Here is a 23,959-nt window from a genome sequence, read left to right as displayed (position 1 = left end):
GGGCCTCGTTGTAGCAACCTGTTTGGCCAGTTCAACGCAGGCTCAACCCCTGCGCCTTTGGCCGGCACCCTTCAAGGTCTTATGGGGGCTGGAGTTTACAGTTTGTAAGCCGCAAAAGGGCGCTGGAGGCGACCAAGCTGTCCGCACTGCGAAGATTCATCCAGATTTATGCCCTGTTTTCGAAGATGAAAAGTTAACATCATCTTTTGTTGATCAGTTTGAGACAGAGCTTAAAACTAAGATTCCACATGTAATCAGGGATTTGCGCGATGGTTTAGCGGCAGGCGTGCCAACGCAAGATGCTCTTCAACAGACACTCGTTGCGTCCCTACATCTCTCTCGCGCGGACATGTGGACAATCGATAAGGGCAGAAGCGTCGACATCTTTTTGCCGTTCACGTTGACAGTCAATTTCACCAACGCAGCATCAGGGGAAGTTGTCTTCACCCAAAGCGAGACGGTGATCCCCCAAGGGACGTTCACAAAGGCCGATGGTATTGGCGAGGCGCGCAGCCAGCTTGCTGTGCAGTTGACCAAAGCAATTACCGCCCTAGTCGATAAGGCGGCGGCAGGGTATAAGCCATACCCGATTGTCGCCAAGGTGCGGGGAAAGGTCGGCGATAAGAGCTATGTTATCGATAAGGGGCGCCTAGCCGGGATCCGAGCAGGCGAAAGAATTGGTGCGGATGCTAAAGTTGAATTTGCAGATGCCAATTACGCCATAGTGAGAGCGGGTCTCTTTCCGCTTGAAGTCGATGGCGAAATCTCGAAGTCTGCAGCCGCGCCTGTCGCTGCCCTTGCCAGGCCGAGCGTTTTTGTCGTGCTAGCCGACGCGCCTCAAGACAAATCGGCATCTTATTTAAGGTTGCTGTTCGAGCAACGCCTTGGGCAGGGCAATGCACTGACCGTGATGCCGGGCAATGACAGCTTTACCACGATCCGCAAATTGATGCTGGAAAAAAGCGCTGCGCCGTCTTCAGACCTTACAGATCGACCGCTCCCAGAATATCTGATGCGTGTCCAAGTCTACAATTTGCCTGCCACCAAGTTGGACACAAATCTGCCAAATATCAGGATGCATAGTTATCAAGCCTATGCGACCGCTGAAATCGTGGATCGTTCGGGCCGCGTTGTTTTTGCGACATTTGCAGACAACCGCATTGATGATCAGGTTGCCGCAGGCATCGCCTTTGGCGAGGATGCAAGGCATGACACTGTTATCAGCAACGCCTTGCAGCAACTGGCGGACAAAGTATCGACTGGCTTCAAGCCACAACAGTTGAGATTGCCGTTAAAGGGAAATGGCGCATCTTTCTCACTCAATGACCCCGCCGGCAATGTCTCGGATCGCGCGGTAGGAGTAGTGTTGAGGAAAAAAGGGGGGGTCTCCGGCATTGGTGGCGATGTATGGACGCCTGTTGGGAATTATAGATTAGATGGTTCTTTGTCTGACGGCTTGATCCTTCGTCAAATTGGTCTCGGCGATATTAAGCTGCGTGAAGGAGATGTATTCAGCTTTGACAGCGGGACGTCTCCCGTCCTCTCGCGGCAATCCTATAGTCAATGTGCGTCGGTCCCCTTGCCGGACTTACAGGTTGAACCGCGACTGCTTGTAACGTTGGCCAGCAATCGCTTTATGTCTCATTTTCAGGCGCCCGTCTATCTTAGTGGTTTTGGCCCCATCCTGCAAAATTACATGGATGACTTCTCTCAGGAGCGGTTGCAAGAACTGACAGTTCTAAATCGCCCCGATGCGGATCGGTGCTTTGCCCCGGTCGTCCGCGTCACCTCTGGGGCTGACATTGAAGGCAAGGGCGGAACAGTCACTCCAACAGCCACAGTCGCAACCGGCTTTATGCTTAAAGCAGGGGAGACCCGCCTGGCGGCCTCTGGAACGCAGCTACAGCTTAAGGGCAGCACTTTGCCGCAAACCGCCTTACCCGCAGACCGCAATGTCGCACTCGTACGCGACGCGTCTAGCGTCGTTATCCAATTAGCCGATCAATGGGGAAAAGCTAACAAACCACCACAATAGGAGGAATTATGAAGAAGTTGATTTTTCTAACGGGTCTGGCAGCTTTTGCAGCGTCAGCACCCGCACATGCTCAATTAGGCGGCCTGCCAAAACTGCCAGGGGTCGGCAAAGGAGATAGTAGTGCGTCATCTGTGTCTGCAGACGATGTCGATGTATTTCTGGCTAAAACTCTCAAGGCCACAAAGTATGTCTGGCTCTCTGCTCAGATTTTGAACAAGGCAGCCGAAGGCCGCGGCGCCCTAGGCGCTGCCAAGCAGGAACTCAAAGCAATTTCGAACTTTCAGAGCACCAAGGAACTGAATGCGAAGTCCGACAGTCTGAAAAGCTCAATTGAGGCAATATCAGCCAATAAACAACTGGTCGAACAACTGAGCGCAAATTATGCAAATGCCAGTGCAGAAGAAAAGGCATTGATCAGAGCCGCCATATATAATTTTGCGGTCTTTGTGCCGCAGCTGATCAAAATGCCACAAAATATTGCGGACCTTGCAAAAGGAATTGGCGGAAATCCGCGCCTTTTGGGTAAGTTATCCGAACTGAAGACGGCAGGAAGCTTGATTGGTATCCAGCTTAAGGGCACCGCGACTGTGGTCACCGTCCTACCTAAGCTAATGTCCGTTGCTAAGGTCAAAGCGCCTAGCAACCCTGAGACTTCAAAAGAAGAGCCGATGGTTATTTAAGATACTAGTATTAAAGGGGCAAGCAAGAAGCTCGCCCCTTTAATCACCAAGTGCGGAACGCACTTTTTCGGCAAGTGTATCAGACAATTGGCTGACAAGGACTCTCTGACAGTTTTCTAAATTTTTACCCCGAGCGTTTCCTGATACTGTATAATTGGTTGCAGCCACGGTACCCTTTGTTTTCGATAGAGATCCTGTTAAGCTGCCTTGACAACTATAGTTAGAGACTACCCCACCTGTTCCGCGTATCGACAATTTTGCGGCCAAAACAAAGCCGACCTGCTGATCTGCGAGGCTCGCCAAGATTTGGCCATATTTTGGCGACTTGCGCACGACCTCGCTGGACGGCTGATTATCATTGAAAAATTCAGCCAAAATCATTTCAGGATACGTAACGTCGACTTGATATTGGAGTAAGCTACTTGCCAGCGCTGACAATGCTTCGCTAGCAGGAAACCCATCATCTCCGCCGGTTTGCGCATAAACAGTCTGCCCGTAGCTTACGTTATCATGCTGCTCATATTGGACATCCGCCTTGGCAGCAGAGGCACTGCTTTGCGATGTAGCGGATGAAGACTTATAAGAGCTGGCGTCAGCACCCCTTACGGAAGCGCGCGCTGCAGCAGAACTTCTACCATTGCTGGCAGCTGCTGCAGATGAAGCCCTGTAAGAAGATCCGCTACTTTCCTTTTCAGAAGAAGCGCTAGCTGATTTTGAAGCGCTCGCACTCACTGAAGTATCAGAATAAGAGGCACCTACATTTCTGGAATAAGCAACCGAAGATTGAACGGCAGATGGCCCTCCCTCCTGTACCAAGTCGACCATCAAAAATACGTTCGGTTGGGCGATGGCCGCGGGTGCTATTGCTACTGCACTCGTCAGCGCTGCAACTCGGATAATTTTTCCAATCCTCATGTGCCTCATTCCTTTAGTAATGTTGGATAAATCGCTGTTCATAATCGGTTCAAAGTTCAGTCTTATGTTATGCACAAGTACTAGATTTTACAATCAATTTTCTGGAAAGGTGGACGATATGTCGAAGAAGATTTTCCTGGTCCTTTTGAGCTTATCGATCGCAACGCCTGCGGTAGCTGGCGGCAGGGGTGAATATAATAATGGAAATAATTCCGGTTATGGAGGCCAATATAAATCTGACCGCGGGCGCTCTGATTACCGCGACCACAGCCGTCGCGGTAATGGCAGCGGAAAGGCACTGGCACTTATTGGCGGCGTGATTTTAGGAGCTGCAATTGCAAAAAGCGCAGAACGCAACACGCGCAAGATTTACTATGCCGAGCGCACTTACGCGCCAAGATGCTATAATCAGGAAGTGACCGAGCGGACCGTTTCCGGCCGCCTGGTGACTTATACCGATACCTTTTGCGATTAGGAGAGTTTGAGGTGACCGGCTCACATGGGTAACAACAATGCTGAGGTTCTCATCGTAACTGGTGGATAGACGGAGGTAACGCGAGTTACATCCGTCTTCACACTTCATTCTAGGCTGAATTCCAACGAGGTTCGCACCGCCAGGGAAAGCGGTTTGCCATATAAAGCCTTAGCCATCTGGATGGCTTCATAAGCGTTCGTAGCTGCCATATATTGACTATCAAAGTGAGCTCCTGGCTCATCCTTGTAGCGCATTAACACCCACCACTGCCTTGGTTGCAACGTCACTGCCTCCGTTTGCTATGCCATTTCGCTTTAGCGCCAAATACTGAGCAGGGAATCCTTCACCTGAAACTGGCGGAAGCAACTGCCATTTTTTAGTACCTCTCAAAACATCCAAAATCTCAACCTCAGACGGCGCAAGGCATTCGGTCCTAAGTGGCTGGCGACCGTGAATTTTCTGAGCATTGGCTGGGTTGCTCAGAAGGCTACATGCGCACATTGCGACATAAGAAAACAGGGCCCAGTCTGGGCACAGTTGCAATATGTGCCAGCCGATTAATGTGTGCTGCTGAGCCGTTGAGAACATTGCCGATCTATCAGTCGATGGCAAAACAGCTTGCCTCAACGTGTATCAAATGCCGCTCATTGGTAGTCGGCTTTGGTGCGCCGTTCGTCCGCAACAGGCAAAGAAAAAGCCGGAGCAGCACTGCTGCCCCGGCTCAATCTGCCCTGAGGATCTCAGGATATTAGAACTTGTACTTCACCGATGCACCATAAGTGCGTGGTGCGTTTGGATAGCCCGAAATCGAACCGGACTGTACAACGCTTGGGAAGATGACGGAAAGATATTGCGCATCCGTCAAGTTGCGGCCCCAAAGCGAGAATTGCAGACCCGTATCGAAACGCAACGTTACCGCTGCACTCAGGTCGTTAACTTCACGCTTATACTGGATGTCAGCTGGGTTGTCATTTATCACGGTATTGGATTCATTGTGATAATCGGCATTGAAGATCAGCGCTTTGCCGTCGTTCAAGTCCGCCGTGTAGGTTGCACCCACGGTTGTCGACCACTTTGGAATACCACCGACCGACCGGCCGCTGAGGTCACCAAATTGCGATCCGACATAGCTGTCATATTTGGAGTCGAGATAGACGGTAGCGACGCGCAATTGCAGAGCGTCGATCGGGTTGAAACTGCTGTCAAATTCGACCCCCTTCACCGACTGCTTACCGGCGTTGGTCAAAACAAAGCCCGTACCGATGAAGCTGTTACCCTGGAAGTTTTTGATCGACTGATCAAAGACTGTCAGATTGAAAGCAACACGGTCCCATTTCGCTTTCAAGCCCAGTTCCATAACCTTTGCCTCTTCAGGAAGCGCATAACGCGTTCCGCTGGTGAGGTTGGCAGAGGCAAGACCCGCGGTCCGAATGGCCGAAGGTGTTATCGGTGCGCCTTGTGCAGGTGATCCCGCTACAAAATCCGAAAGGAACGGACGCGAGTCAATCGACATGTTCCACGATGTTGCCTTAAACCCTGTGCCATAGCTGGCATATAGGTTGATATTGTCGGTCGCTTCCCACGCAATACGTGCCGAATAGGTCAGCTTACCATCGCTGGTGCGGCCATCTTCAACAGCATTTGGAAGGTTCAGGAACGGCGGCAAAAATTGGAGCGCCTGAAAAGGAATGAACGGGTTACAGACGGTTGGCGCGCCATTTCTATTCGGGCAAGCGGTGATGCGTGGATACAATGTGCTTGTATTGCCCACTGCACCGGCCGGAAGAACCGCAGGAACGCCGGCGGCACCAGCAACCTGGATCAAATCGATGCTTGAGAACACGTCGGTAATCCGAATGTCGCTCGCAAGATTTTTCTTGTCCTTGGTGTAGTTAAAACCACCTGTCAGCACGAGGCCGTCTGTCAGTTCAAGGTCCGCAGTACCAAAGATCGAATAGGCTTTGTTCTTATAATCCCAATCTTCAAAACGTCCCTGACCTTGGCCGCCAAATTGACCCGCGGTCGAGGGGATACCTGCCAACGCGCGGATGGTTGGTTCTAATGCCGTATATTGCCCGCCGGTGAGGGCGTTGGCATAGTTACGGAAATCACGGCCGAGCGTCAGTGCCTGCTTGTTGTTGATGCTTTCATCAAAATAATAGGCACCCAGCAAGAAGTTGAATGGGCCGTCAAAATCCGACGCCAAACGCAATTCCTGCGTTTTTGTGGTGATATCCACATCGCCGCGGTTTGCGCCGATCAAATCTGCGCTGGTGAAATCACTGTCCGCATTCGTTTTTGCGCGCGATTCACGATAGGCGGTGATCGAAGTGAGGCTCAATGAACCCATTTCATAGTCCGCCTGCATGGAGACACCACCATTGGTGATGTCGTTTTCCGAATTAAAGTTCTGATATTCGGTATAGCTGAATATGCCGCGCGAGTTTACCCGTCCACCGATGGCGCGAATGGCATTGCCAGTTGGACCGTCGAAGATATTGCCAACAAAGCAGCAATTTTCATCAATCTTGTCATAGTCACCGATGAAGCGCAGCTTGAAGCTGTCCGAAGGCTCGATCAACAATTGTGCACGGCCGTACCAGCGGTTGCGCTCGCTGGTTTTTGATCCGTCGGTCAGGTTGGTGCCGTAACCGTCCGCTTTGTTGATGCCGCCAGCAAGGCTGAACGCGACATTGTCAGAGATTGGGCCCGTAACATCGGCCTTCGCGACGATTGCGTTGCGATTGCCATAGCTGAGTTCAGCCGAGCCGCCGAATTCATAGCTTGGTGCTGCAGTCACAATCGAGATAACGCCAGCCGACGCGTTTTTGCCGAACAGGGTCGATTGTGGACCGCGCAACACTTCGACGCGTTGCAGGTTTGGAAGATCGCTGATCGCTGCAGCGGAACGCGAACGGTAAACACCGTCGATGAATACGCCAACCGAGCCTTCGATGCCTGGGTTGTTGGCGCCGTTGCCGAAGCCGCGAATGATGAAGTTCGTGTTGGCCGAGCTTTGCAGCTGGCTTACGCGGAGCGAAGGAACAAGTGTTTGCAGATCCTTAAGGTCGCGAACTTGCGCGCGCTCGATTGCAGCAGCCGATGTCACCGAAACGGCCACTGGCACTTCTTCAAGTGTCTGTTCGCGCTTCGTTGCGGTTACGATGATGACATTTTCGTCAGCTTCATCGCTTGCCTGTGGCGCAGTGTCTTGTGCGAACGCTACTGAGCCAGCGCTCAGCGACACAATGCTGATCGTCGACAGCATCGCAGCCTTCAGCAGATGATTTCCGAATTTCATATACACTCTCCTGTTGAACACTTTCCTAAGGCTTTGCGCCATTTTTATTGGGGATGAAAGCATAATTTGTCCCCAGCATCCCTCTGAGCAGCCTTTTGGCGTATGATGCTGATAACGTTTGAAATGCTGCGCAGCAAATAGTTAGTTTCATTCGCAGAAATATAGCGGAAACTGCGATAAAAATGTTACGCATGTAACGCGCGCTAAAATATGGAATTTCGCAATGCCCAAGATGGTCAAAAAAGGCGACCTGCCGTCGAAAATATGCGCGGCATGTGAAAAGCCGTTTGCGTGGCGTAAAAAATGGGCGAAAGATTGGGAAAATGTGCGCTTCTGCTCGGATCGCTGCAGGCGGGCGCGCTAACCATCCGCTAAACGCACATTGCGAACATAGTCGCTATGTGTATCCTCAATCCTTCCCTTGCACCTCTCGCCTAACCGGGCATAGATACGCACATCGCTAGGGGCGCACAGAATGTTGGGGGAAAGCTTGGATAAGATCGCACAAACCTTACATGGCCAGCCGTCTGGTCACCCCAAAGGCCTGTACTATTTATCTTTCACAGAGATGTGGGAGCGCTTTTCCTTTTATGGAATGTCTGCGCTGCTCACGCTCTATATGGTCAAAGAACTGCTGCAGCCTGAAAATGCGGTGCAAGTCATTGGGCTCGCCGCGCTCCGTAATATGTTCGAATTTCGTGGGCCGATGAGCGACGTCGCTTTTTCGGCGATCATTTATGGTTGGTATGCGGGCCTTGTCTATTTCACACCTATCGTCGGGGGCTGGGTTGCCGACCGCATATTGGGTGCAAAGCGCACGGTGATGATCGGCGTAGTCCTGATGAGTGCAGGGCATTTGGCGATGTCCTTTTATGCAAGCTTCCTATTTGCGCTCTTGCTGCTGATCCTTGGATCTGGATTTCTCAAGGGCAATATTTCCGCGCAGGTCGGGGCGCTTTACCCGCGCTCGGATGAATCCATGCGGTCGCGCGGTTTTACTATTTTTTCGACAGGCATTTGCATTGGCGCGGCGAGCGGGCCGTTTGTGACGGGGTTGGTTGCAGCATTCTATGGCTGGCATGCCGGTTTTGCGGTTGCAGCGGCTTTGATGTTAATCGCGCTCGTCGCCTATGTTCTGGGCCAGAAGCATCTGCCGGATGACCGTCCGGTGGCGCGCAAACGGGAAAAGGCCCCAGCCATGACCGCGGCCGAACGCAAACGGGTGGCGGTGCTTTTGCTTGTCATTGCGCTCACCATACCCGCTGAAATTGCGTATCCCATGGTGTGGAGCATCGGTATCTTGTGGGTCGATCAATATGTGAATTTGGCGACATCGCTTGGCGAGGTACCATCGAGTTGGTTCGCATCGATGGACTCGATCGGTGCCATCCTTGCCGCGCCGGCGTTGATTGCATTCTGGGCATGGCAGGCCAAGCGGGGTAGCGAGCCCACCAGCGTGACGAAAGTGGGCATTGGAACAACCATCATTGCCTTTGCCGCACTTCTTTTCGCTTATGGCAATTTGGGACTGAGTGAACCAGACAGTGTGGGCGCGGGGTGGGCGATCGCGGGTTGGCTGATCATGGGGCTCGCCTGGATGTATTATTGGCCTACTACCCTGGCGATTGTTAGCAGGGCGGCACCTGCGGGGATGGGCTCTTTCCTGATGGGCGTTGCGTTTCTCTCGCCCTTTGTCGGACATGTGCTTGCTGGGTGGGTGGGTAGCTATTTTGACCAAATGAGCCCGTCGGTTTTCTGGGCGATGGACGCGGCCATCGCTTTTGTGGGTGGGACGCTCATTTTGCTGTTCCGCAAACGCCTGCAAGCTGCGCTGGACCCTGATCGGTCCGCTTAAGAAATGCGGGCGCCTTGGCGGATCAGCTCCTTTTGCACGGCGCTGATATCAATTTCGTCAAAGTCGCGGTCCGTCTTGACCGCCAACGCCGCAGCAACGCCGGCACCTTGCCCCGCAACCGCACAACACATCATGTTGCGGACGGCGGCATGGCTGACCTTGTCACCGCCAATGACACGACCGGCGGTAATCAGATGCTTTACATTTTTTGGAACCATTGACCGATAGGGAAGATGGAAATAGCGGCCGGTCGTCGGCAAAATAAGATAGCCATAGCCGTCGATGAATTCAGGGAAAATGCCGATGCTATCGTCAAAGCGGCCTTGTTCCATCACATCGTCTGCGGTCATATTGTAAAGCGCATCAATCTTGCGCGTATCGCGAATGCCAAGTGTCATGCCGAAATTGCGCAACTTTGCGTCTTCGCAGCCCGGCATAAAGGCCTGCAAAGCCGCAATGGCGTGCATTGCCTGCTTTCGCCCCGCCATTTCGCCATGGGTTAGGGCATCGGGATCCGTGCCGTCGAGATAAAGATGGCACATGTTGAGATAAGTGAGGTCTCCCTGATCGGAAACGGTGCCCCATGTGCCCGCCATGGTTTTCACGCTGTCCGGTATTAGGCCCGCTTCCAGCGCTTTCTGGAACGGCTTGCGCAAGAATGGCGAGAACATGTCATCCTCTTTGCCGCTGGTGATCACTTCCCATTCACCGCCTACGGCCCAGTCGCCATAGGTTTGCGGATCGGCCTTTACGGCGTCAATAAACCGCGTCTTGTTGACCCCGCACATGGAGAACATGACCGAAACGGACATCATTTCGTCCACGGGGTGCATATGCGTTGGCGCGCCCGCACGATGGGCAATGTCGGCGTCTCCTGTCGCGTCAATCACCCGTTTGGCAAGAATAGCTTCGCGGCCCGCCTTGCTTTCGACAATCACGCCGCGGATCATGTTGCCATCCATGATGGGCGCGACACATAATCGGTGCAGCATCGGGATGACGCCCGCTTCCTCGACGAGCGTATCTGCAACAAATTTGAACCCTTCGGCATCGAGGCTGTGGCTGATCGATTGCGGCTCCGGCATTGCCGCGCCCATCAACTTGGCGCGGTCTTCAAATTCACGCCCGATACCTTCGCTGTCGATCGTCGCCGGATGCCGATACCATGCGAAGCCTTCGACCCCGACCTGCGTGATATTCCCACCGAAGCAGCCATAACGTTCAAGCAACGTCGTTTCGACGCCCGCCCGTGCAGACGCCAAAGCCGCGGCAAGGCCACCGGGGCCTGAGCCAATGACGAGGACGTCCGTTTGCCGGATCACATCAATCTGGCGTGCGGGCTCGAGGATAGTCTTTGTCATCTTTGGGCAACATTTCAATTTGGTGCGACGTAAAATGGCGCATTAGATGGGGGCAACATGGGCTTGCCAAGGATGTGATCGGCGCCCTTTTCACCGATCATGATCGTCGGCGCATTCAGGTTGCCCGTGGTGATGGACGGCATCACCCCGCTGTCGACGACGCGCAGCCCTTGGACACCGATGACACGCAATTCGGGGTCCACCACCGCCATCGGGTCACGCGGGCTGCCCATCTTGCATGTGCAACTGGGGTGGAGGGCGCTTTCGACATGTTCGGCAATGAAGGCGTCAATTTGATCATCAGTCACGCAGTCGGCGCCCGGCTGAATTTCACGTCCGCGATAGGGAGCGAAAGCAGGTTGCTGGAAAATCTCCCGCGTCAGCCGGACGCAGGCCCGCATGTCCACCCAATCGTCGGGATGGCTCATATAATTGAACAAGATTTTGGGCTTGTCGTGCGGGTCGGCACTTTTGAGCGTCACCGTGCCCCGGCTTTTTGAACGCATGGGGCCGACATGCGCCTGAAAGCCATGTTCTGTTGCAAGGGACGATCCGTCATAATTGATCGCCATAGGAAAGAAATGATATTGGATATCCGGATATTTTATCCCTGCGCGGCTGCGGATAAAGCCGCAGCTTTCAAACTGGTTGGATGCGCCTGTTCCCGACCGACCGAATAGCCATTGTGCACCGACCATGGCTTTGCCGAGAAGATTTGCCTTGCCGTAAAGGGTGATCGGTTGGGTGCATGCCATCTGGAAATAGAATTCGAGATGATCCTGCAGATTCGCGCCAACACCGGGGCGGTCTGCGCGCACTGTTATGCCGTGCCGTTGCAATTCTTCTGCAGGGCCGATGCCGGAAAGCTTAAGCAGCTGAACCGAATTGATCGGGCCGCCCGAAAGTATGACTTCGCGTGCGGCGCGCAGCTGGTGCATTTTGCCCGCTTTTTCATATTCGATCCCAACAGCGCGCGTGCCGTCAAACAGGATGCGTGTCGCCAGCGCATGTTCGATAACGTGTAGATTGGGCCGCTTGCGGGCTTCATATAGATAGGCCTTGGCCGCCGAACAGCGCGTGCCGTTCCGCACCGTCATGTCCATCCGGCCAAAGCCTTCTTGGGCATAGCCATTATAGTCTTCGGTCAGGCTATAGCCTGCCTGTTGCGCCGCATCGAGCCAGGCCTGATGCAATGGATTGTCGAGCGGGCCATAGCTGGTCGACAGCGGACCATCTCCGCCCCGATATTCGTTACCGCCTTCGTCGCGACCTTCGGCGCGTTTGAAATACGGCAGCACATCGGCATAGCCCCAACCGGTTGCGCCTTCATCTTCTTTCCAGCGTTCAAAATCGAGCGCATTGCCACGAACATAGACAAGCCCGTTGATCGACGATGATCCCCCCAAACCCTTGCCGCGCGGGCAGTTCAGGCGGCGTCCATTCAGATGTGGTTCTGGCTCGCTTTCATAGCCCCAGTTCCACCGCTTGGTATTCATGGGGTAAGCGAGCGCGGCGGGCATCTGAATGAAGATCGACCGGTCACTGCCGCCAAATTCAAGCAACACGACCTTATGTTTGCCATCGGCGCTCAGCCGGTCCGCCAGCACGCACCCTGCTGACCCCGCGCCGACGATGATATAGTCTGCGGCCTCAATAGGGGGCATCGATGGGTTCCATCGCGACATAGACGCTCTTTAGCTGGGTATAATGTTCGATCGCCGCTTTGCCGTTTTCGCGGCCCAGACCGGATTGTTTGTTGCCGCCAAATGGCATTTCAATCGGCGTGATATTGTATGTGTTGATCCAGCAGGTGCCGGCCTCCAACGCCGCGATCACGCGGTGCGCGCGGGTTAAATTGTTGGTGAAAATGCCTGCGGCGAGGCCGAAGCTGGTGTTGTTCGCCCGCGCGACGACCTCTGCCTCGTCCTCGAAATCAAGCACCGCCATAACGGGGCCGAAAATCTCTTCACGGACGATGGCCATATCATCGGTGCAGCCGGTGAAGATGGTTGGTTCAACAAAGGCGCCCTTCGCCAAATCGCCGGTCATCACACGCTTTCCGCCGGTCAGCAGATTTGCACCTTGTTGTTGGCCAAGCGCGATATAGCCCAGCACCTTTTCCATATGCGCTGGTGAAATCAGCGCGCCCATTTGGGTGGCTGGATTAAGCGGATCGCCAATCACCATCGCCTCGGTGCGTGCCTTCAATTTTGCCAGAAACGCATCACGGACATTTTTGTGCACAAAGACGCGCGTGCCGTTGGTGCAAACCTCGCCCGCCGAATAGAAATTGGCGAGCAACGCGCCCGAGACGGCTTCGTCCAAATCCGCATCTTCGAATACGATCAGCGCCGATTTGCCGCCGAGTTCAAAGGTGACATATTTCAGCGTGCCTGCCGCATCGACCATCACCTTTTTGCCCGTGCCAACTTCGCCCGTGAGCGATACCTTAGCGATGCCGGGATGGAGGCTGAGCAAGCGGCCGGTGTCGGCTTTCCCCTGTACGACCTGAAACAGCCCATCGGGAAGGCCCGCATCGCGATAGGTTTTTTCGAGCTCAATCGCGGTTAGCGGCGTCAGCTCGGCCGGCTTGAAGATCATCGCGTTGCCGCACGCCAGCGCGGGTGCGGATTTCCAGCAAGCAATCTGAATGGGATAGTTCCACGCACCAATGCCCGCAACGACGCCTAAAGGCTCGCGCCGGGAATAGCCGAACGCGCCCGTGCCAAGATCGTGATGTTCACCCGCGATGGTGCGCGCAAGGCCAGCATAATATTCGATACAATCCGCGCCGGATAAGACGTCAACGGCAATGGTTTCTTGAATGGGCTTGCCTGTATCTTGCGCCTCAAGCCGCGCGAGCACGTCATTACGTTCAACGAGCAATGCAGCGGCGCGGTGAAGGATGCGTCCGCGTTCTACGCCGGGCGTTTTTGCCCAAAGCTTTTGCGCCTCAGCCGCGCGGGCCACAGCCTTATCGACCTCTGCCTGTCCGTCGATGCGGATTGTGGCGAGCAGCTGCCCTGTCGCCGGGTTGACTGTGTCGAAGCTTGTGGCGGCCCGCGAGGGCAGGGTGTCCTTTAGGTTTCGTGCTATGAATTCAAGGATCAGCTCACGCGCCAGACCATTTTGCAGTTCTGATCCCCCGTTCATCGCAGCGCGCAACCAGACGCCATCGACCATGGCGGCGATGGTGTCCGCCATGGGCGATACTTCGCGTGCGTCGACCAGCTGCCGCAGATCAAACTTCAAATTCGACAACATGCGCTGTTGATGCGCCCGCTGCACCCGCGCAAGTTGCGGCACATGCAGCGCCTGTCCCCAGAAAGACAGCCAAACCCGTGCCGTTTCTTCGGAGAAATCATTATGCCCAAGATGGGAGTCCACCAGCGCCTGTATCCGCGCGCGGGGCCCCGCAGCGAGCCGGAGACGCGCCGTCGCCTGATTGTTCAATTGACGCACTACGGAGCGGAAAGCGGCCTCAAGAAGGGCTTCTTTGCTCGCAAAATAATGAACGATCAGCGCTGCCGAGATACCGGCATGGTACGCAACTTTGTTGAACGTAAATTCAACTATTCCATTTTCAGCCAAAACACAGATAGCCGAGGCAATGATATGTTGGCGACGATCAGCACGAATCTCTTGCATAAGAGAGAATATCAAACATTGAACGCTTATTCAATCATGCCCATCAACGGGTGTCATTCCCCTCGATCCACCCGTTCTCACTACGCCCGTCACAAAATTGCCAGCGGGTTCGCGTCAGGGGGCAGACTGCCAGTGGGACGGCTAATCACCTAATGACGCGATAGGCGTGTCATTCGCATGTTCCGGCTATCGGCTGGCGGGGCAGTGGGCGGCCGGCGGCAACGCCTGTGGGCGCGCCGTTTTCGACCGCGACTTGGCCATTGACCACCACCGTGCGCATCCCTGTTGCCAGCAAAAACGGATTGGCATAGTCGGCGCGCGACGCGAAGGTTTTGGGGTCGAAGGCGATGACGTCAGCAAAGGCCCCGACCTTCAGCTGCCCGCGCCCCTCAAGGCCAAACATGGCCGCTGTCGTCGATGTCGACTGGTCAATGAAGGCTTGAAGGCTCATCACCTTAGCGTCCGTCACATAGGTCGCATATTTGCGCGCAAATGAACCATAATAGCGCGGATGCCCCAGCGTCGCGTCGGAACTCGTCACGACCCACGGCCGCAGCATGAACGCGGCAATGTCATTTTCGCTCTGGTTGAACGAAGCGACGCGCGCCTCGCTCTGCTTGAGGATCGCAATTGTTGCGGCGACCGGATCTACGCCTTGTTCTTTCGCGAAGGCTTCCAGGGTCTTGCCTTGCGCGTTCGCAGGGCCGGAGGTGATCAGGAGCGAAGCTGCACCGCCGCGACGACGAAGATTTTCAATTATCTCTGGACGCATCCTCTCCATCGTCTGGGCATCGTCGAACCGCTTGAGCATCGCAGCGCGCCCGCCATCCTGCGCACTGCGGGGGATCACGGCCGCGGAAAGGCCGGTGTGCGACGCTGACCATGCATATTGGTCGGCATGGACCACTTGTCCCGCGCGTTGCGCCGCCTCAATCATGGCAATGATCGCCGGTGCCTGTCCATGCACATCGACGCCAAGCGCCTTGATATGCGCGATATGGACGGGAATGCGTGCCGCGCGCCCAATCGTCAGCGCCTCTTCAATGGCGTCATGCAGTCCGATGGTATAGCTCGACTCATCGCGCAGATGGCTGTCGTAAATGCCGCCCTTGGCCGCCGCTGCCTGCGCCAGTGCAACCACCTCATCGCTCTTGGCAAAGCTTTGTGGTGCATAGAACAGCCCCGTCGAAAGCCCCAATGCGCCTTGGCACATCGCGTCGGAGACGAGACCAGCCATATGTGTCAGTTCAGCTGCTGTCGGCGCGCGATCGGTTTCACCGATCACCTGTTTGCGCACGTCACCAAATCCGACATAAGAAGCAAAATTGATGCCGACGTCGCGCTCCGAACCCGCGGAAGGTGCGCCAGCGGTGGTTTTGTCGGTAATATTGCGTCCCAAGGTGCGGGCGATATGCGTGTCACCATGACCGTCGACGCCGATGAACGCCGTCGTCACGCCTTGCATGAGGAATGGCAACACCAGTCGTGCGGCGGGATCGCGCGACGCCAGTGCCTCATCTGCATGGGTATGGGGGTCAATAAACCCCGGCGCGACGACCAGACCGGTGGCATTGATGACTTTCTTCGCGCCGCCGGGGGCCTTCGGGCCGACATAGACGATGCGATCTGCGCGGATGGCTATATCGCCTCGGAATGGCGCCGCATTGCCGGGGTAGATGGTGCCACCGCGAATGACGATGTCTGCGGGCGGCTCCTGCGCCGCGGCGGCCACCAGCCCGGATGCTGCCGCCATTGCCAGCGCTATCCGGGCCACTCGCTTCATGAACTTCGCATCCGCCATTACGTCACTACCCCTGTTTCATTTCGCCTGAGGCAAAGGCCTTATTGGCTATCCCTATAGGCAATGGCCTCAATCTCAACCATGGCATCAGGCGCTACGAGCGCCGAGACAATTGTGGACCGCGTGGGATATGGTTCCGCAAAATATTCGCGATATACCAAGTTAAAATCAGCCATCGCATCTACATCGGTGATCCATGCGGTGACCTTTACGACATCGGACAATTGCAGGCCTTCTGATTTCAGCACGGCCGCAAGGTTCGCGAGGGCTTGGCGGCTTTGCTCCTGCATATTCCCTGCGATAATTTTGCCATCTGCCCCGCGCGGCAGCTGGCCTGAAATATATGCGGTCGATCCGGCGAAACGCACGGGTGAAAGGGGTGGTTTGCTTGCCATCTTAAATGCTCCAACGATACAGAAAGTGGGCCAGCATATGCCCTTCGGCACGCGTCTTCCCATAAACAACTTGTGATTAGTCCATAACCATATGGAATGGACTAATCACACATTTGTAACGACTGTGGCTTGTAAATGTGCGGCTTTGGTGCAATTCGGGTATAAATACACAAGCCGCAAGGGGGCGGCAAAGGGAGGCAATTCACAGTGTCCAAAATTTCAATGCGTGCCGGTTTGTTTATCGGCTGTTCCATCATCGTAGCCACACCATCGTTCGCGCAAACTGCGGCCCAACCGGAAGCAGAAGCCGACACGACCGAAGCAATCGTGGTTGTGGGTAGCCGCATCGAAGGCTCGAAAATTGCGGAAACGCTGCCGGTTTCGGTGCTGAGCGAAGACCGCATCGCTGCCACGGGAAGCGTTTCCGGTGACGATCTGTTCCGGTCCATTCCGCAAGCAGGTGATGTCCAGTTCCAAGAAGCCCGGACGACCGGCAACCTCAACGATGCGCGCGGCGACAACGCCTCGATCAATCTGCGCAGTGTCGGCACCGGCAACACGTTGGTTCTGGTCAACGGACGCCGCATGATTTTGACGCCCGGCACGCAGACCGAGAATTTTGTTCCGGTACAGACGGCCAACACCAACTCGCTTCCCGTTGGCGCGACGCGCCGGATCGAAGTTTTGCGCGACGGTGCGGCTGCTGTGTATGGCGCGGATGCCGTGGCCGGTGTGGTCAACGTCGTCACGGACGATAGATATGAAGGACTGCGCTTTGACACGCGTTACGGCTCTGCGGACGGAACAAATGAAAAAACCGGCGCAATCAAGGCCGGTTTCAAAACCAAGTCCGGCGGACGCTTCACATTTTTTGGCAGCTTGACAAAGCGGACGCCGTTATTCGCAAGCGAGCGTCCATTTTCGGCAAGTGAAAACCATATGCCAAAGTTGGTCGGGACGCCTTGGGAAACCGATACCGGCTTCGATAACCGTTCAACGTCATCGCCTTGGGGTGCATTTACGGTAACGGCCGTTCCGTCGCCAACCATCCGTCAAGGCACATCGACGACAGCATTGACGACTTCGGGCGTTTTCCACATCGAACCGATCGCAAATACTGCGGCGGGCTGTTCAAGCGCCGTTTTCAACGGCAATCTCTGTCTACGTAGCGGCGGTATTACAGGTGCGACCAGCCGTGTGCTGCGTTATGATGAAAACCCCGATCGTACGATCCGCGGCGGTCTTGACCGCATCAATCTTTTCAGCACCTTCCGTCAGGACATCGGATCGGTCGAACTTTTTGGTGAACTCGGCTATTATAATGCCAAGCTTGAAGGACAGCGTGAACAATCCGCGCCGATTTCCAGTGCAGTTATTACGATCCCGACCACCAATTATTACAATCCCTTCGGTCCAACCACGTTCAACGGCGTAGACAACCCAAATCGTTTGGCCGGACTGGTTGGCGTGCCGACCACTGGGCTTGCACTGCGCATCACAAACTATCGCCCAGTTGATACCGGCCCGCGTACGTTCGTCGTAACCGATGACAGCATCCGCTCGTTGATCGGCGTGCGCGGAGAGTGGGGCAATTTCAAATGGGATTCGGCGGCCTCTTATTCTTGGGCACGCACCGACGATAATACAAAAAATGCCGTCAGCAACACGCTGTTTCAAGCCGCGCTCGCACGGTCGACCCCCGATGCGTACAACCCGTTCAATGGGGGTAATCAACTCAATTATTCGATTGGCGATGGTACCCCGAACAGTGCGGCCACCATTCAGTCCTTCCTGGTCGATGTGCACCGCATCAGCACGACGTCGCTTGGCACATTGGATTTCCGCATTTCCAACAGCGATATCTTTAGCCTCCCTGCAGGTGGCGTAGGCTTCGCCAGCGGTCTCGAAGTGCGGCGCGAAACCTATTCAGATAACCGGGATAACCGTCTGGATGGCACCACGACGTACACGGACAGCGTTTCGGGCATTCGCTATGGCACAGACATCATGGGCGCCAGCCCTGCGCCCGATGTAAAGGCGCGTCGTACCGTTATGTCGGCTTATGCCGAACTCGCCGTACCGTTGATTTCGGACGATATGGATATACCGCTGATCCAATCCATTGATCTGCAAGTTGCGGCCCGCGATGAACATTATTCCGACTTTGGAAATGTGTTCAAGACCAAGGTTGCTGGTGCATGGACCGTGATCGATGGCATCAAGCTCCGTTCGGCATGGTCACAGAATTTCCGCGCACCGAACCTTGCGCAATTTTATAGCGCCGGAACACAGGTCGCAAATACGCGTACTGACTTTGCCGCTTGCCGCCTGAACCCGCTGACAACCTGCAGCGGTATTAGCACACTTGAAGTTCGCTCAGGCAATCAGAACCTGACACCTGAAAATGGGGAAACCTTGTCGGCAGGTCTCATTGTACAGCCTTTCCGTAACCTCACGTTCACGGCGGATTATTGGTCACTGCGTTCCAAGGGCGTCATCGGCCTCCAAGGCGCGCAAAACCAGATTTTGTTCGACCTTCTCGAACGGCAGAACGGACGCAGCAACCCGAATGTCGTGCGTCTGGCGCCGGTGGGTACGCAAGTGATCGGCACAATCGATTATGTTCAGGATGATTATTTCAACCTTGGACTGCGCGAGTTGGAAGGTCTGGATTTCGGCGTCAACTATGATGTGCGCAATACGCTGATCGGCAGCTTCAACATCGACATCAACGCATCGAAGCTGTTGACATATGAACAGTCGGCATCTGAACTGCAGGCGAAACTGATCGCTGCAAACGCGGCGGGCACATTGGGAACAGGCGTGACGATTACGCAAGCCGGAAGCCAGATTCAGGTCAACGGCAATCCTGAGTGGCGCTTGAGCGGAAACCTGACGTGGAAATCAGGTCCCGTAAGTGCCGGCCTCTTGGTCAACTATGTCGGCGCTGTTTTCGACACGGGAACGATTAAGGTAGCCGATCAGTTTTTCAAATTGCCCAGCGTCACGACGGTCAACACCTATGTGCAATATCGCGCTGGTGACGATCAGGGTGCATTTTCGGGCACACGGTTCCGCGTAGGCGCGCGTAACTTGTTCGATAAGCAGCCACCGCTCGCATCGACGAACTATGGTTTCCTTGGGTCGCTGCACGATGCCGTCGGCCGGTTCGTCTATTTCGAGCTGTCGAAAGAGTTTTGATAAAGCCGTCTGACATGACGACTGCTTGGCATGTAGCGGCGCAGAAATTGCGCCGCTAACTTGCCCAAATGAGACTGAGGCAGATTGAAGTTTTTCACGCCGTTTATGCAAACGGCTCCATCAGTGCGGCCGCGCGCGGATTGAATGTGTCGCAGCCAGCGGTCAGCAAGGTATTGCGGCACACCGAATCGCAGCTGGGCATCAGCCTGTTCAATCTGGTGCGTGGACGCCTGGTTCCGACCGACGAGGCGCACGCGTTGTTTCGTGAAGTCGATGAGGTCTTTAACCGCATCTCATCGTTGCAGGTCACCGCGAACAATTTACGCAACACAGGCAAGGGCCATTTGCGGATCGGCGTCGCGCCATCGCTGGGACTTGAAGTGGCACCCCGCGCCATTGCGGCATTCCGCACCAAATATCCCAACGTCACCTTCGACGTCAAAACGCTGCACCATAACGACACATCACGCGCATTGTACGAACGCGAATGCGACCTTTCGATCGGTTATGACCCGCCCGAACATCCCAGGCTGAAACTCGAAAAGCTATCGGCGGCGCGCCTTTATCTGATCTGCCAACCGGGCACGTTTCCATCCGGTCAAACGACCCTGAGGATCAGCGAATTGAACGGCTTGGACATGATCAGCGTGAACGGTAGCGGACCCATTGGCGATCTTGTTGAAGCCACATTGGAAAAAGCGCAGGTCGATGTGCGCAAGATCATATCGGTCGGCACTTATTATATCGCGGCGGCCTTGGTGCGTTTCGGGTCGGGCATTGCGATTGTTGATCAGTTCACGGCGCGATCAATGGTCAGCGACGGCTTGGAAGCACTATCCATTTCGCCGGAAATGCAATTTGGGGTCCATGCAATCTGGCTGGAGGATAGACCGCCGTCGCGATTGGGGCTGCAATTTGTTGCAGAGGTCAAAAAGGCATTGCAGCCATAGTGCGAGCGCCTGTTCAGCGGCACGCATATACTTAACCCAAAGTTATGGGAGAGATGTATTATTGTTCGGCAACGACGCTTGCTCTTGTCGGGTGCATCTTTAGCTAGACCGGATGAATTGGTCCAAAAATTCCAGCGATAATGCGTTGCCCCGCCGCGCGATTGTGTTGGGTGCCGGGGTGGTGGGCGTCGCCACTGCCTATGCATTGGCGCGACGCGGTGTTGAAGTCACCATCATAGACCGCGCAGCTATCGCGGGGAGCGGTGCTTCTTTCGCAAATGGCGCGCAACTCAGCTATATTTATACCGACGCCTTGGCAAGCAACAGCTTGCTCAAACGACTGCCTTTTCTCGCCTTGGGTTTGGATTCCAGCTTTCGCTTAAGGCCGAACCTGGACCCCGGCCAAATCGTCTGGTTCATGCGTTTCTTGCGCAATTGTACGCACCAACGGTTCCTTGAAAACAGTCTTGCAGGTTTGCAATTGGGCCTTGAATCGCAATTGGCCATGCATGCCTTGCTGGAACAGCATAAGATCGAATTCGGGCATCAGTCTGCGGGCAAGATGTTGGTCTATGATGACGCTGCGGCATTTCAATCGGCGTGCGAAATGGTTTCCGTCCGACAAAAACACGGGGCCAAGCAGGAGATCCTTACCGCTACAGAGGCGGTCAACAAAGAAGCTGCGCTTGCTGAACGCACGGGCGGCTTTGTCGGCGCTGTTTATTCGCCGCAGGAGGAACTGGGCGACCCGCACAAATTCTGCAATGCCCTGCTGTCGCAATTGGTCAAAGCATATGGTGTGCAAGTGCGCATGGCGACTGAGGTTGAAAGCTGGGAAGCTGACAGTGACACGGCAATTGTAACGACAAAGGCGGGCGAAACGATCGTATGCGATCAGCTTGTGATGTGCGCCGGAATTGACGCTGCCAATTTGCTGAAAAAGCATGGCCTTGGTTCATCGCTTATGCCGATGAAGGGCTATTCCTTTACCGCCGCACCGGGCCAAGCATCGCCGAAAATGAGCATTACCGATGTTTCCCGAAAAGTCGTCTTCTGCCCGCTTGATGGTGCTATCCGCGTTGCCGGGCTCGCCGAATTGGGCGCCCGGGATACCATAGTCGACCAACGCCAACTTGCGGCGTTGGTATCGACCGCAGCCGGCGTTCTGCCGCGTGCTGCCGATTATGCGGCGTCATATCATGGCTGGGCCGGTATTCGCCCCATGACGGCCAACGCACTTCCGATTATCAGGAAGATTGCGCCAAGGGTTACAATCAACGTAGGACATGGCATGCTGGGTTGGACATATGCGATGGGATCGGCCGAACGGGCTGCGCGATTGCTGGGAGGAGTTTGATGATGAAGAGTATCGGAAAATGGTCACGTGCGGGCGTCATATTGCTGTCCATGGTCGCGTTGACGGCATCCCCAGTCGTTGCGCAGAAGAAACAGCTGCTCGAATATCCTAGCATCCATTCCCCCGTCGTTGGCGAACAAGGCATGGTGGTGTCACAAAATGCCATCGCGTCAGAAGTCGGCGCGGACATATTACGCCGCGGCGGCAATGCGGTGGACGCTGCTGTCGCCATTGGCTTTGCGTTGGCTGTCACCCTCCCGCGCGCGGGCAATATCGGTGGCGATGGCTTCATGCTGGTGCATGATGCCAAGAGCGGGGAGCAGGTCTTTTTCGATTTCCGTTCGGTCGCGCCAAAGGCGGCAACGCTTGCGATGTTTGTCGACAATCAGGGGCGCGAATCCGAAATCGCCAGTCGCGGTTATTTGGCCCCGTCGGTACCCGGAACGGTTGCGGGCCTCCATATGGCGCATAAAAAATTCGGCAAACTGCGTTGGTCAGACGTCGTTTCGCCCGCAATCGCGCTGGCCCGCGACGGTGTGGTCCTGACCCCCGACGAAGCCTTTGTTTTTGGTTGGGGAAAAGAACGCCTGTCGACCAGCATGGCTGCGAAAGCCGCTTATTACAAGCCGGATGGCGCGCTGTACCGGGCAGGGGAAAGGCTGAAGCAACCAGACCTTGCATGGACGCTGACACAAATCGCAAAACGCGGGGCGGATGGTTTTTATAAAGGGCCGGTTGCGGCGCGTTTTGCCGCCGACATGAAAGCCAATGGCGGATTGATTACCACAGAAGATTTGGCCGCCTATCGCGCGATTGAGCGCAAGCCATTGCGCGGGACATATCGTGGTCTTGATATTGTAACGGCACCACCGGCCAGTGCAGGCGGTGCGACGTTGCTCAATATGCTCAACATCGTTGAGAATTTTGACCTGAAACAGAACGGCGTCGGTGCGGCCAAGTCGCTGCACATTATGGCCGAAGCGATGAAGCTCGGATATTCGGATCGCTATGCTGTGTTGGGAGATACCGATTTCGTCACGACGCCGATCAAGGGCTTCATTTCAAAACCCTACGCCCTGTCACGCGCCAAACTCATCGACCCCGACAAAGCCAAGCCCGCCGCGCAATTGGGCGTGGGGGATCCATTAAAATATGAAAGCCCGTCGACCACCCATTTCTCTGTGGCGGACGCGCAGGGCAATGTGGTTTCAACGACCTACACTTTGGGCGCTGATTTTGGTTCGGGCGTGATGATCGCCGGAACGGGTGTGCTGCTGAACAATCAAATGAATAACTTCTCGCATGCACAGGCGGCAAAAGCCCTGCGTGAAGGATTGCCGGCACCCCTCAATGCCATGGCTCCGGGGAAACGGATGCTGTCGACGATGATGCCGACAATTGTGATGAAAAATGGCAAACCTTGGCTCGTAACCGGCACGCCGGGCGGCAGCACGATCATCAATACGGTCATGCAAGTGATCGTCAACGTCGTCGATTTCAATCTCAATGTCGAAGAAGCCACCCATCAACCCCGCATTTATCAGGACACCAGCGATAAATTGCGCGTTGAACCAAACTTCAATCCCGACACCGTGCGCCTATTGCAGACCTTAGGGCACACCATCACCTCCGACGAAACGATGGGCAGTGCGCAATCCATCATGATTGAGAACGGCCTTTTCTTAGGTGCCGCAGACCCAAGACGCCCCGGCGCACAGGCCATTCCGCCAGAACGGAGGCAGCCGCGTTGAAGGGGGAATGACGGACGCGATATAAACAAAAGTTTTTGGCGCGATGGCGCGTCGCTTTGAACGCAAAAGAGGCCAGCATTCTTACGAGCCTGATAGGTTCGCTATCCAGCGATCTCATTTGTATTTGAAAAAGTGGTGCCGGCTACAAGGTTCGAACTCGTGACCCCCTGATTACAAATTCTGTGCTAAACATATACTTGGAATTCCCATACATTCCCTAACCTGTAAGAGGGG

The 23,959-nt window shown here is 55.0% G+C and carries 17 protein-coding genes; 10 read left to right on the top strand and 7 right to left on the bottom strand.

All coding sequences use genetic code 11. The annotated features are described in order from the left end of the window. Positions 1-22: 22 nt before the first annotated feature. Positions 23-2,035, top strand: a complete 2,013-nt coding sequence (locus ACIQ5B_RS03275) for a hypothetical protein (protein ID WP_397597777.1) — start codon at positions 23-25, stop codon at positions 2,033-2,035. Positions 2,036-2,043: 8 nt separating this feature from the next. Continuing rightward, complete coding sequence (locus ACIQ5B_RS03270; protein ID WP_397597776.1) at positions 2,044-2,715, top strand: hypothetical protein; 672 nt, start codon at positions 2,044-2,046, stop codon at positions 2,713-2,715. A gap of 39 nt (positions 2,716-2,754) precedes the next feature. Here the strand turns inward: ACIQ5B_RS03270 and ACIQ5B_RS03265 are convergent, their stop codons facing one another. Continuing rightward, positions 2,755-3,672, bottom strand: coding sequence for a hypothetical protein (locus ACIQ5B_RS03265; RefSeq protein ID WP_397597775.1), 918 nt, complete (start codon positions 3,670-3,672; stop codon positions 2,755-2,757). A gap of 76 nt (positions 3,673-3,748) precedes the next feature. Here ACIQ5B_RS03265 and ACIQ5B_RS03260 point away from each other — a divergent pair, with 76 nt between their 5' ends. Together ACIQ5B_RS03260 and ACIQ5B_RS03255 are read left to right on the top strand one after the other, a co-directional pair. Beyond that, positions 3,749-4,105, top strand: a complete 357-nt coding sequence (locus ACIQ5B_RS03260; protein ID WP_397597774.1) for a hypothetical protein — start codon at positions 3,749-3,751, stop codon at positions 4,103-4,105. Between the two features lie 437 nt (positions 4,106-4,542). Continuing rightward, positions 4,543-4,857: a DUF6626 family protein gene (locus ACIQ5B_RS03255; RefSeq protein WP_397597773.1), complete on the top strand. Its 315-nt coding sequence runs from the start codon at positions 4,543-4,545 to the stop codon at positions 4,855-4,857. On the opposite strand, the gene ACIQ5B_RS03250 is transcribed toward ACIQ5B_RS03255, so the two are convergent. Next, positions 4,854-7,406 (bottom strand): TonB-dependent receptor, encoded by a 2,553-nt coding sequence (locus ACIQ5B_RS03250; protein ID WP_397597772.1) that lies wholly within the window; start codon positions 7,404-7,406, stop codon positions 4,854-4,856. The genes ACIQ5B_RS03255 and ACIQ5B_RS03250 overlap by 4 nt on opposite strands. 223 nt (positions 7,407-7,629) lie before the next feature. Between ACIQ5B_RS03250 and ACIQ5B_RS03245 the strand changes: the two genes are divergently transcribed. Beyond that, positions 7,630-7,770 carry a DUF2256 domain-containing protein gene (locus tag ACIQ5B_RS03245; protein ID WP_397597771.1) on the top strand — a complete coding sequence of 47 codons (141 nt, stop codon included), beginning with the start codon at positions 7,630-7,632 and terminating at the stop codon, positions 7,768-7,770. Positions 7,771-7,881: 111 nt separating this feature from the next. Beyond that, positions 7,882-9,261 (top strand): peptide MFS transporter, encoded by a 1,380-nt coding sequence (locus tag ACIQ5B_RS03240; protein WP_397597770.1) that lies wholly within the window; start codon positions 7,882-7,884, stop codon positions 9,259-9,261. Here ACIQ5B_RS03240 and ACIQ5B_RS03235 read toward each other — a convergent pair. The 5 genes from ACIQ5B_RS03235 to ACIQ5B_RS03215 form a co-directional block, all read right to left on the bottom strand. Continuing rightward, complete coding sequence (locus ACIQ5B_RS03235) at positions 9,258-10,622, bottom strand: FAD-dependent oxidoreductase (protein ID WP_397597769.1); 1,365 nt, start codon at positions 10,620-10,622, stop codon at positions 9,258-9,260. The genes ACIQ5B_RS03240 and ACIQ5B_RS03235 overlap by 4 nt on opposite strands. Positions 10,623-10,636: 14 nt before the next feature. Continuing rightward, the gene (betA, locus tag ACIQ5B_RS03230) at positions 10,637-12,286 is read right to left on the bottom strand and encodes a choline dehydrogenase (RefSeq protein WP_397597768.1); all 1,650 of its coding nucleotides are present in this window, start codon (positions 12,284-12,286) and stop codon (positions 10,637-10,639) included. Continuing rightward, positions 12,273-14,270 (bottom strand): betaine-aldehyde dehydrogenase, encoded by a 1,998-nt coding sequence (betB, locus tag ACIQ5B_RS03225; RefSeq protein ID WP_397597767.1) that lies wholly within the window; start codon positions 14,268-14,270, stop codon positions 12,273-12,275. The genes betA and betB overlap by 14 nt, the downstream gene beginning before the upstream one ends. Before the next feature lie 169 nt (positions 14,271-14,439). Further along, positions 14,440-16,023, bottom strand: a complete 1,584-nt coding sequence (locus ACIQ5B_RS03220; protein WP_397597766.1) for an amidohydrolase family protein — start codon at positions 16,021-16,023, stop codon at positions 14,440-14,442. An 89-nt stretch (positions 16,024-16,112) separates the two neighbouring features. After that, positions 16,113-16,466, bottom strand: coding sequence for a RidA family protein (locus tag ACIQ5B_RS03215; protein WP_397597765.1), 354 nt, complete (start codon positions 16,464-16,466; stop codon positions 16,113-16,115). 207 nt (positions 16,467-16,673) lie between these two features. Here ACIQ5B_RS03215 and ACIQ5B_RS03210 point away from each other — a divergent pair, with 207 nt between their 5' ends. From ACIQ5B_RS03210 to ggt, 4 genes are all read left to right on the top strand, one after another. After that, entirely contained in the window at positions 16,674-19,667 is a 2,994-nt protein-coding gene (locus ACIQ5B_RS03210; protein ID WP_397597764.1) for a TonB-dependent receptor domain-containing protein, read from the top strand. Positions 19,668-19,735: 68 nt separating this feature from the next. Then, positions 19,736-20,617: a LysR family transcriptional regulator gene (locus ACIQ5B_RS03205; protein WP_397597763.1), complete on the top strand. Its 882-nt coding sequence runs from the start codon at positions 19,736-19,738 to the stop codon at positions 20,615-20,617. A 112-nt stretch (positions 20,618-20,729) separates the two neighbouring features. Beyond that, complete coding sequence (locus tag ACIQ5B_RS03200; protein ID WP_397597762.1) at positions 20,730-21,974, top strand: FAD-dependent oxidoreductase; 1,245 nt, start codon at positions 20,730-20,732, stop codon at positions 21,972-21,974. Beyond that, complete coding sequence (ggt, locus tag ACIQ5B_RS03195) at positions 21,974-23,725, top strand: gamma-glutamyltransferase (protein ID WP_397597761.1); 1,752 nt, start codon at positions 21,974-21,976, stop codon at positions 23,723-23,725. Before ACIQ5B_RS03200 ends, ggt begins: the two co-directional genes overlap by 1 nt. Positions 23,726-23,959 lie beyond the last annotated feature (234 nt).

The sequence above is a fragment of the Sphingorhabdus sp. genome, from assembly GCF_044374345.1.
In the GTDB taxonomy this organism is placed as follows: domain Bacteria; phylum Pseudomonadota; class Alphaproteobacteria; order Sphingomonadales; family Sphingomonadaceae; genus Sphingorhabdus_B.
This window is presented reverse-complemented; position numbering and strand designations above follow the sequence as displayed.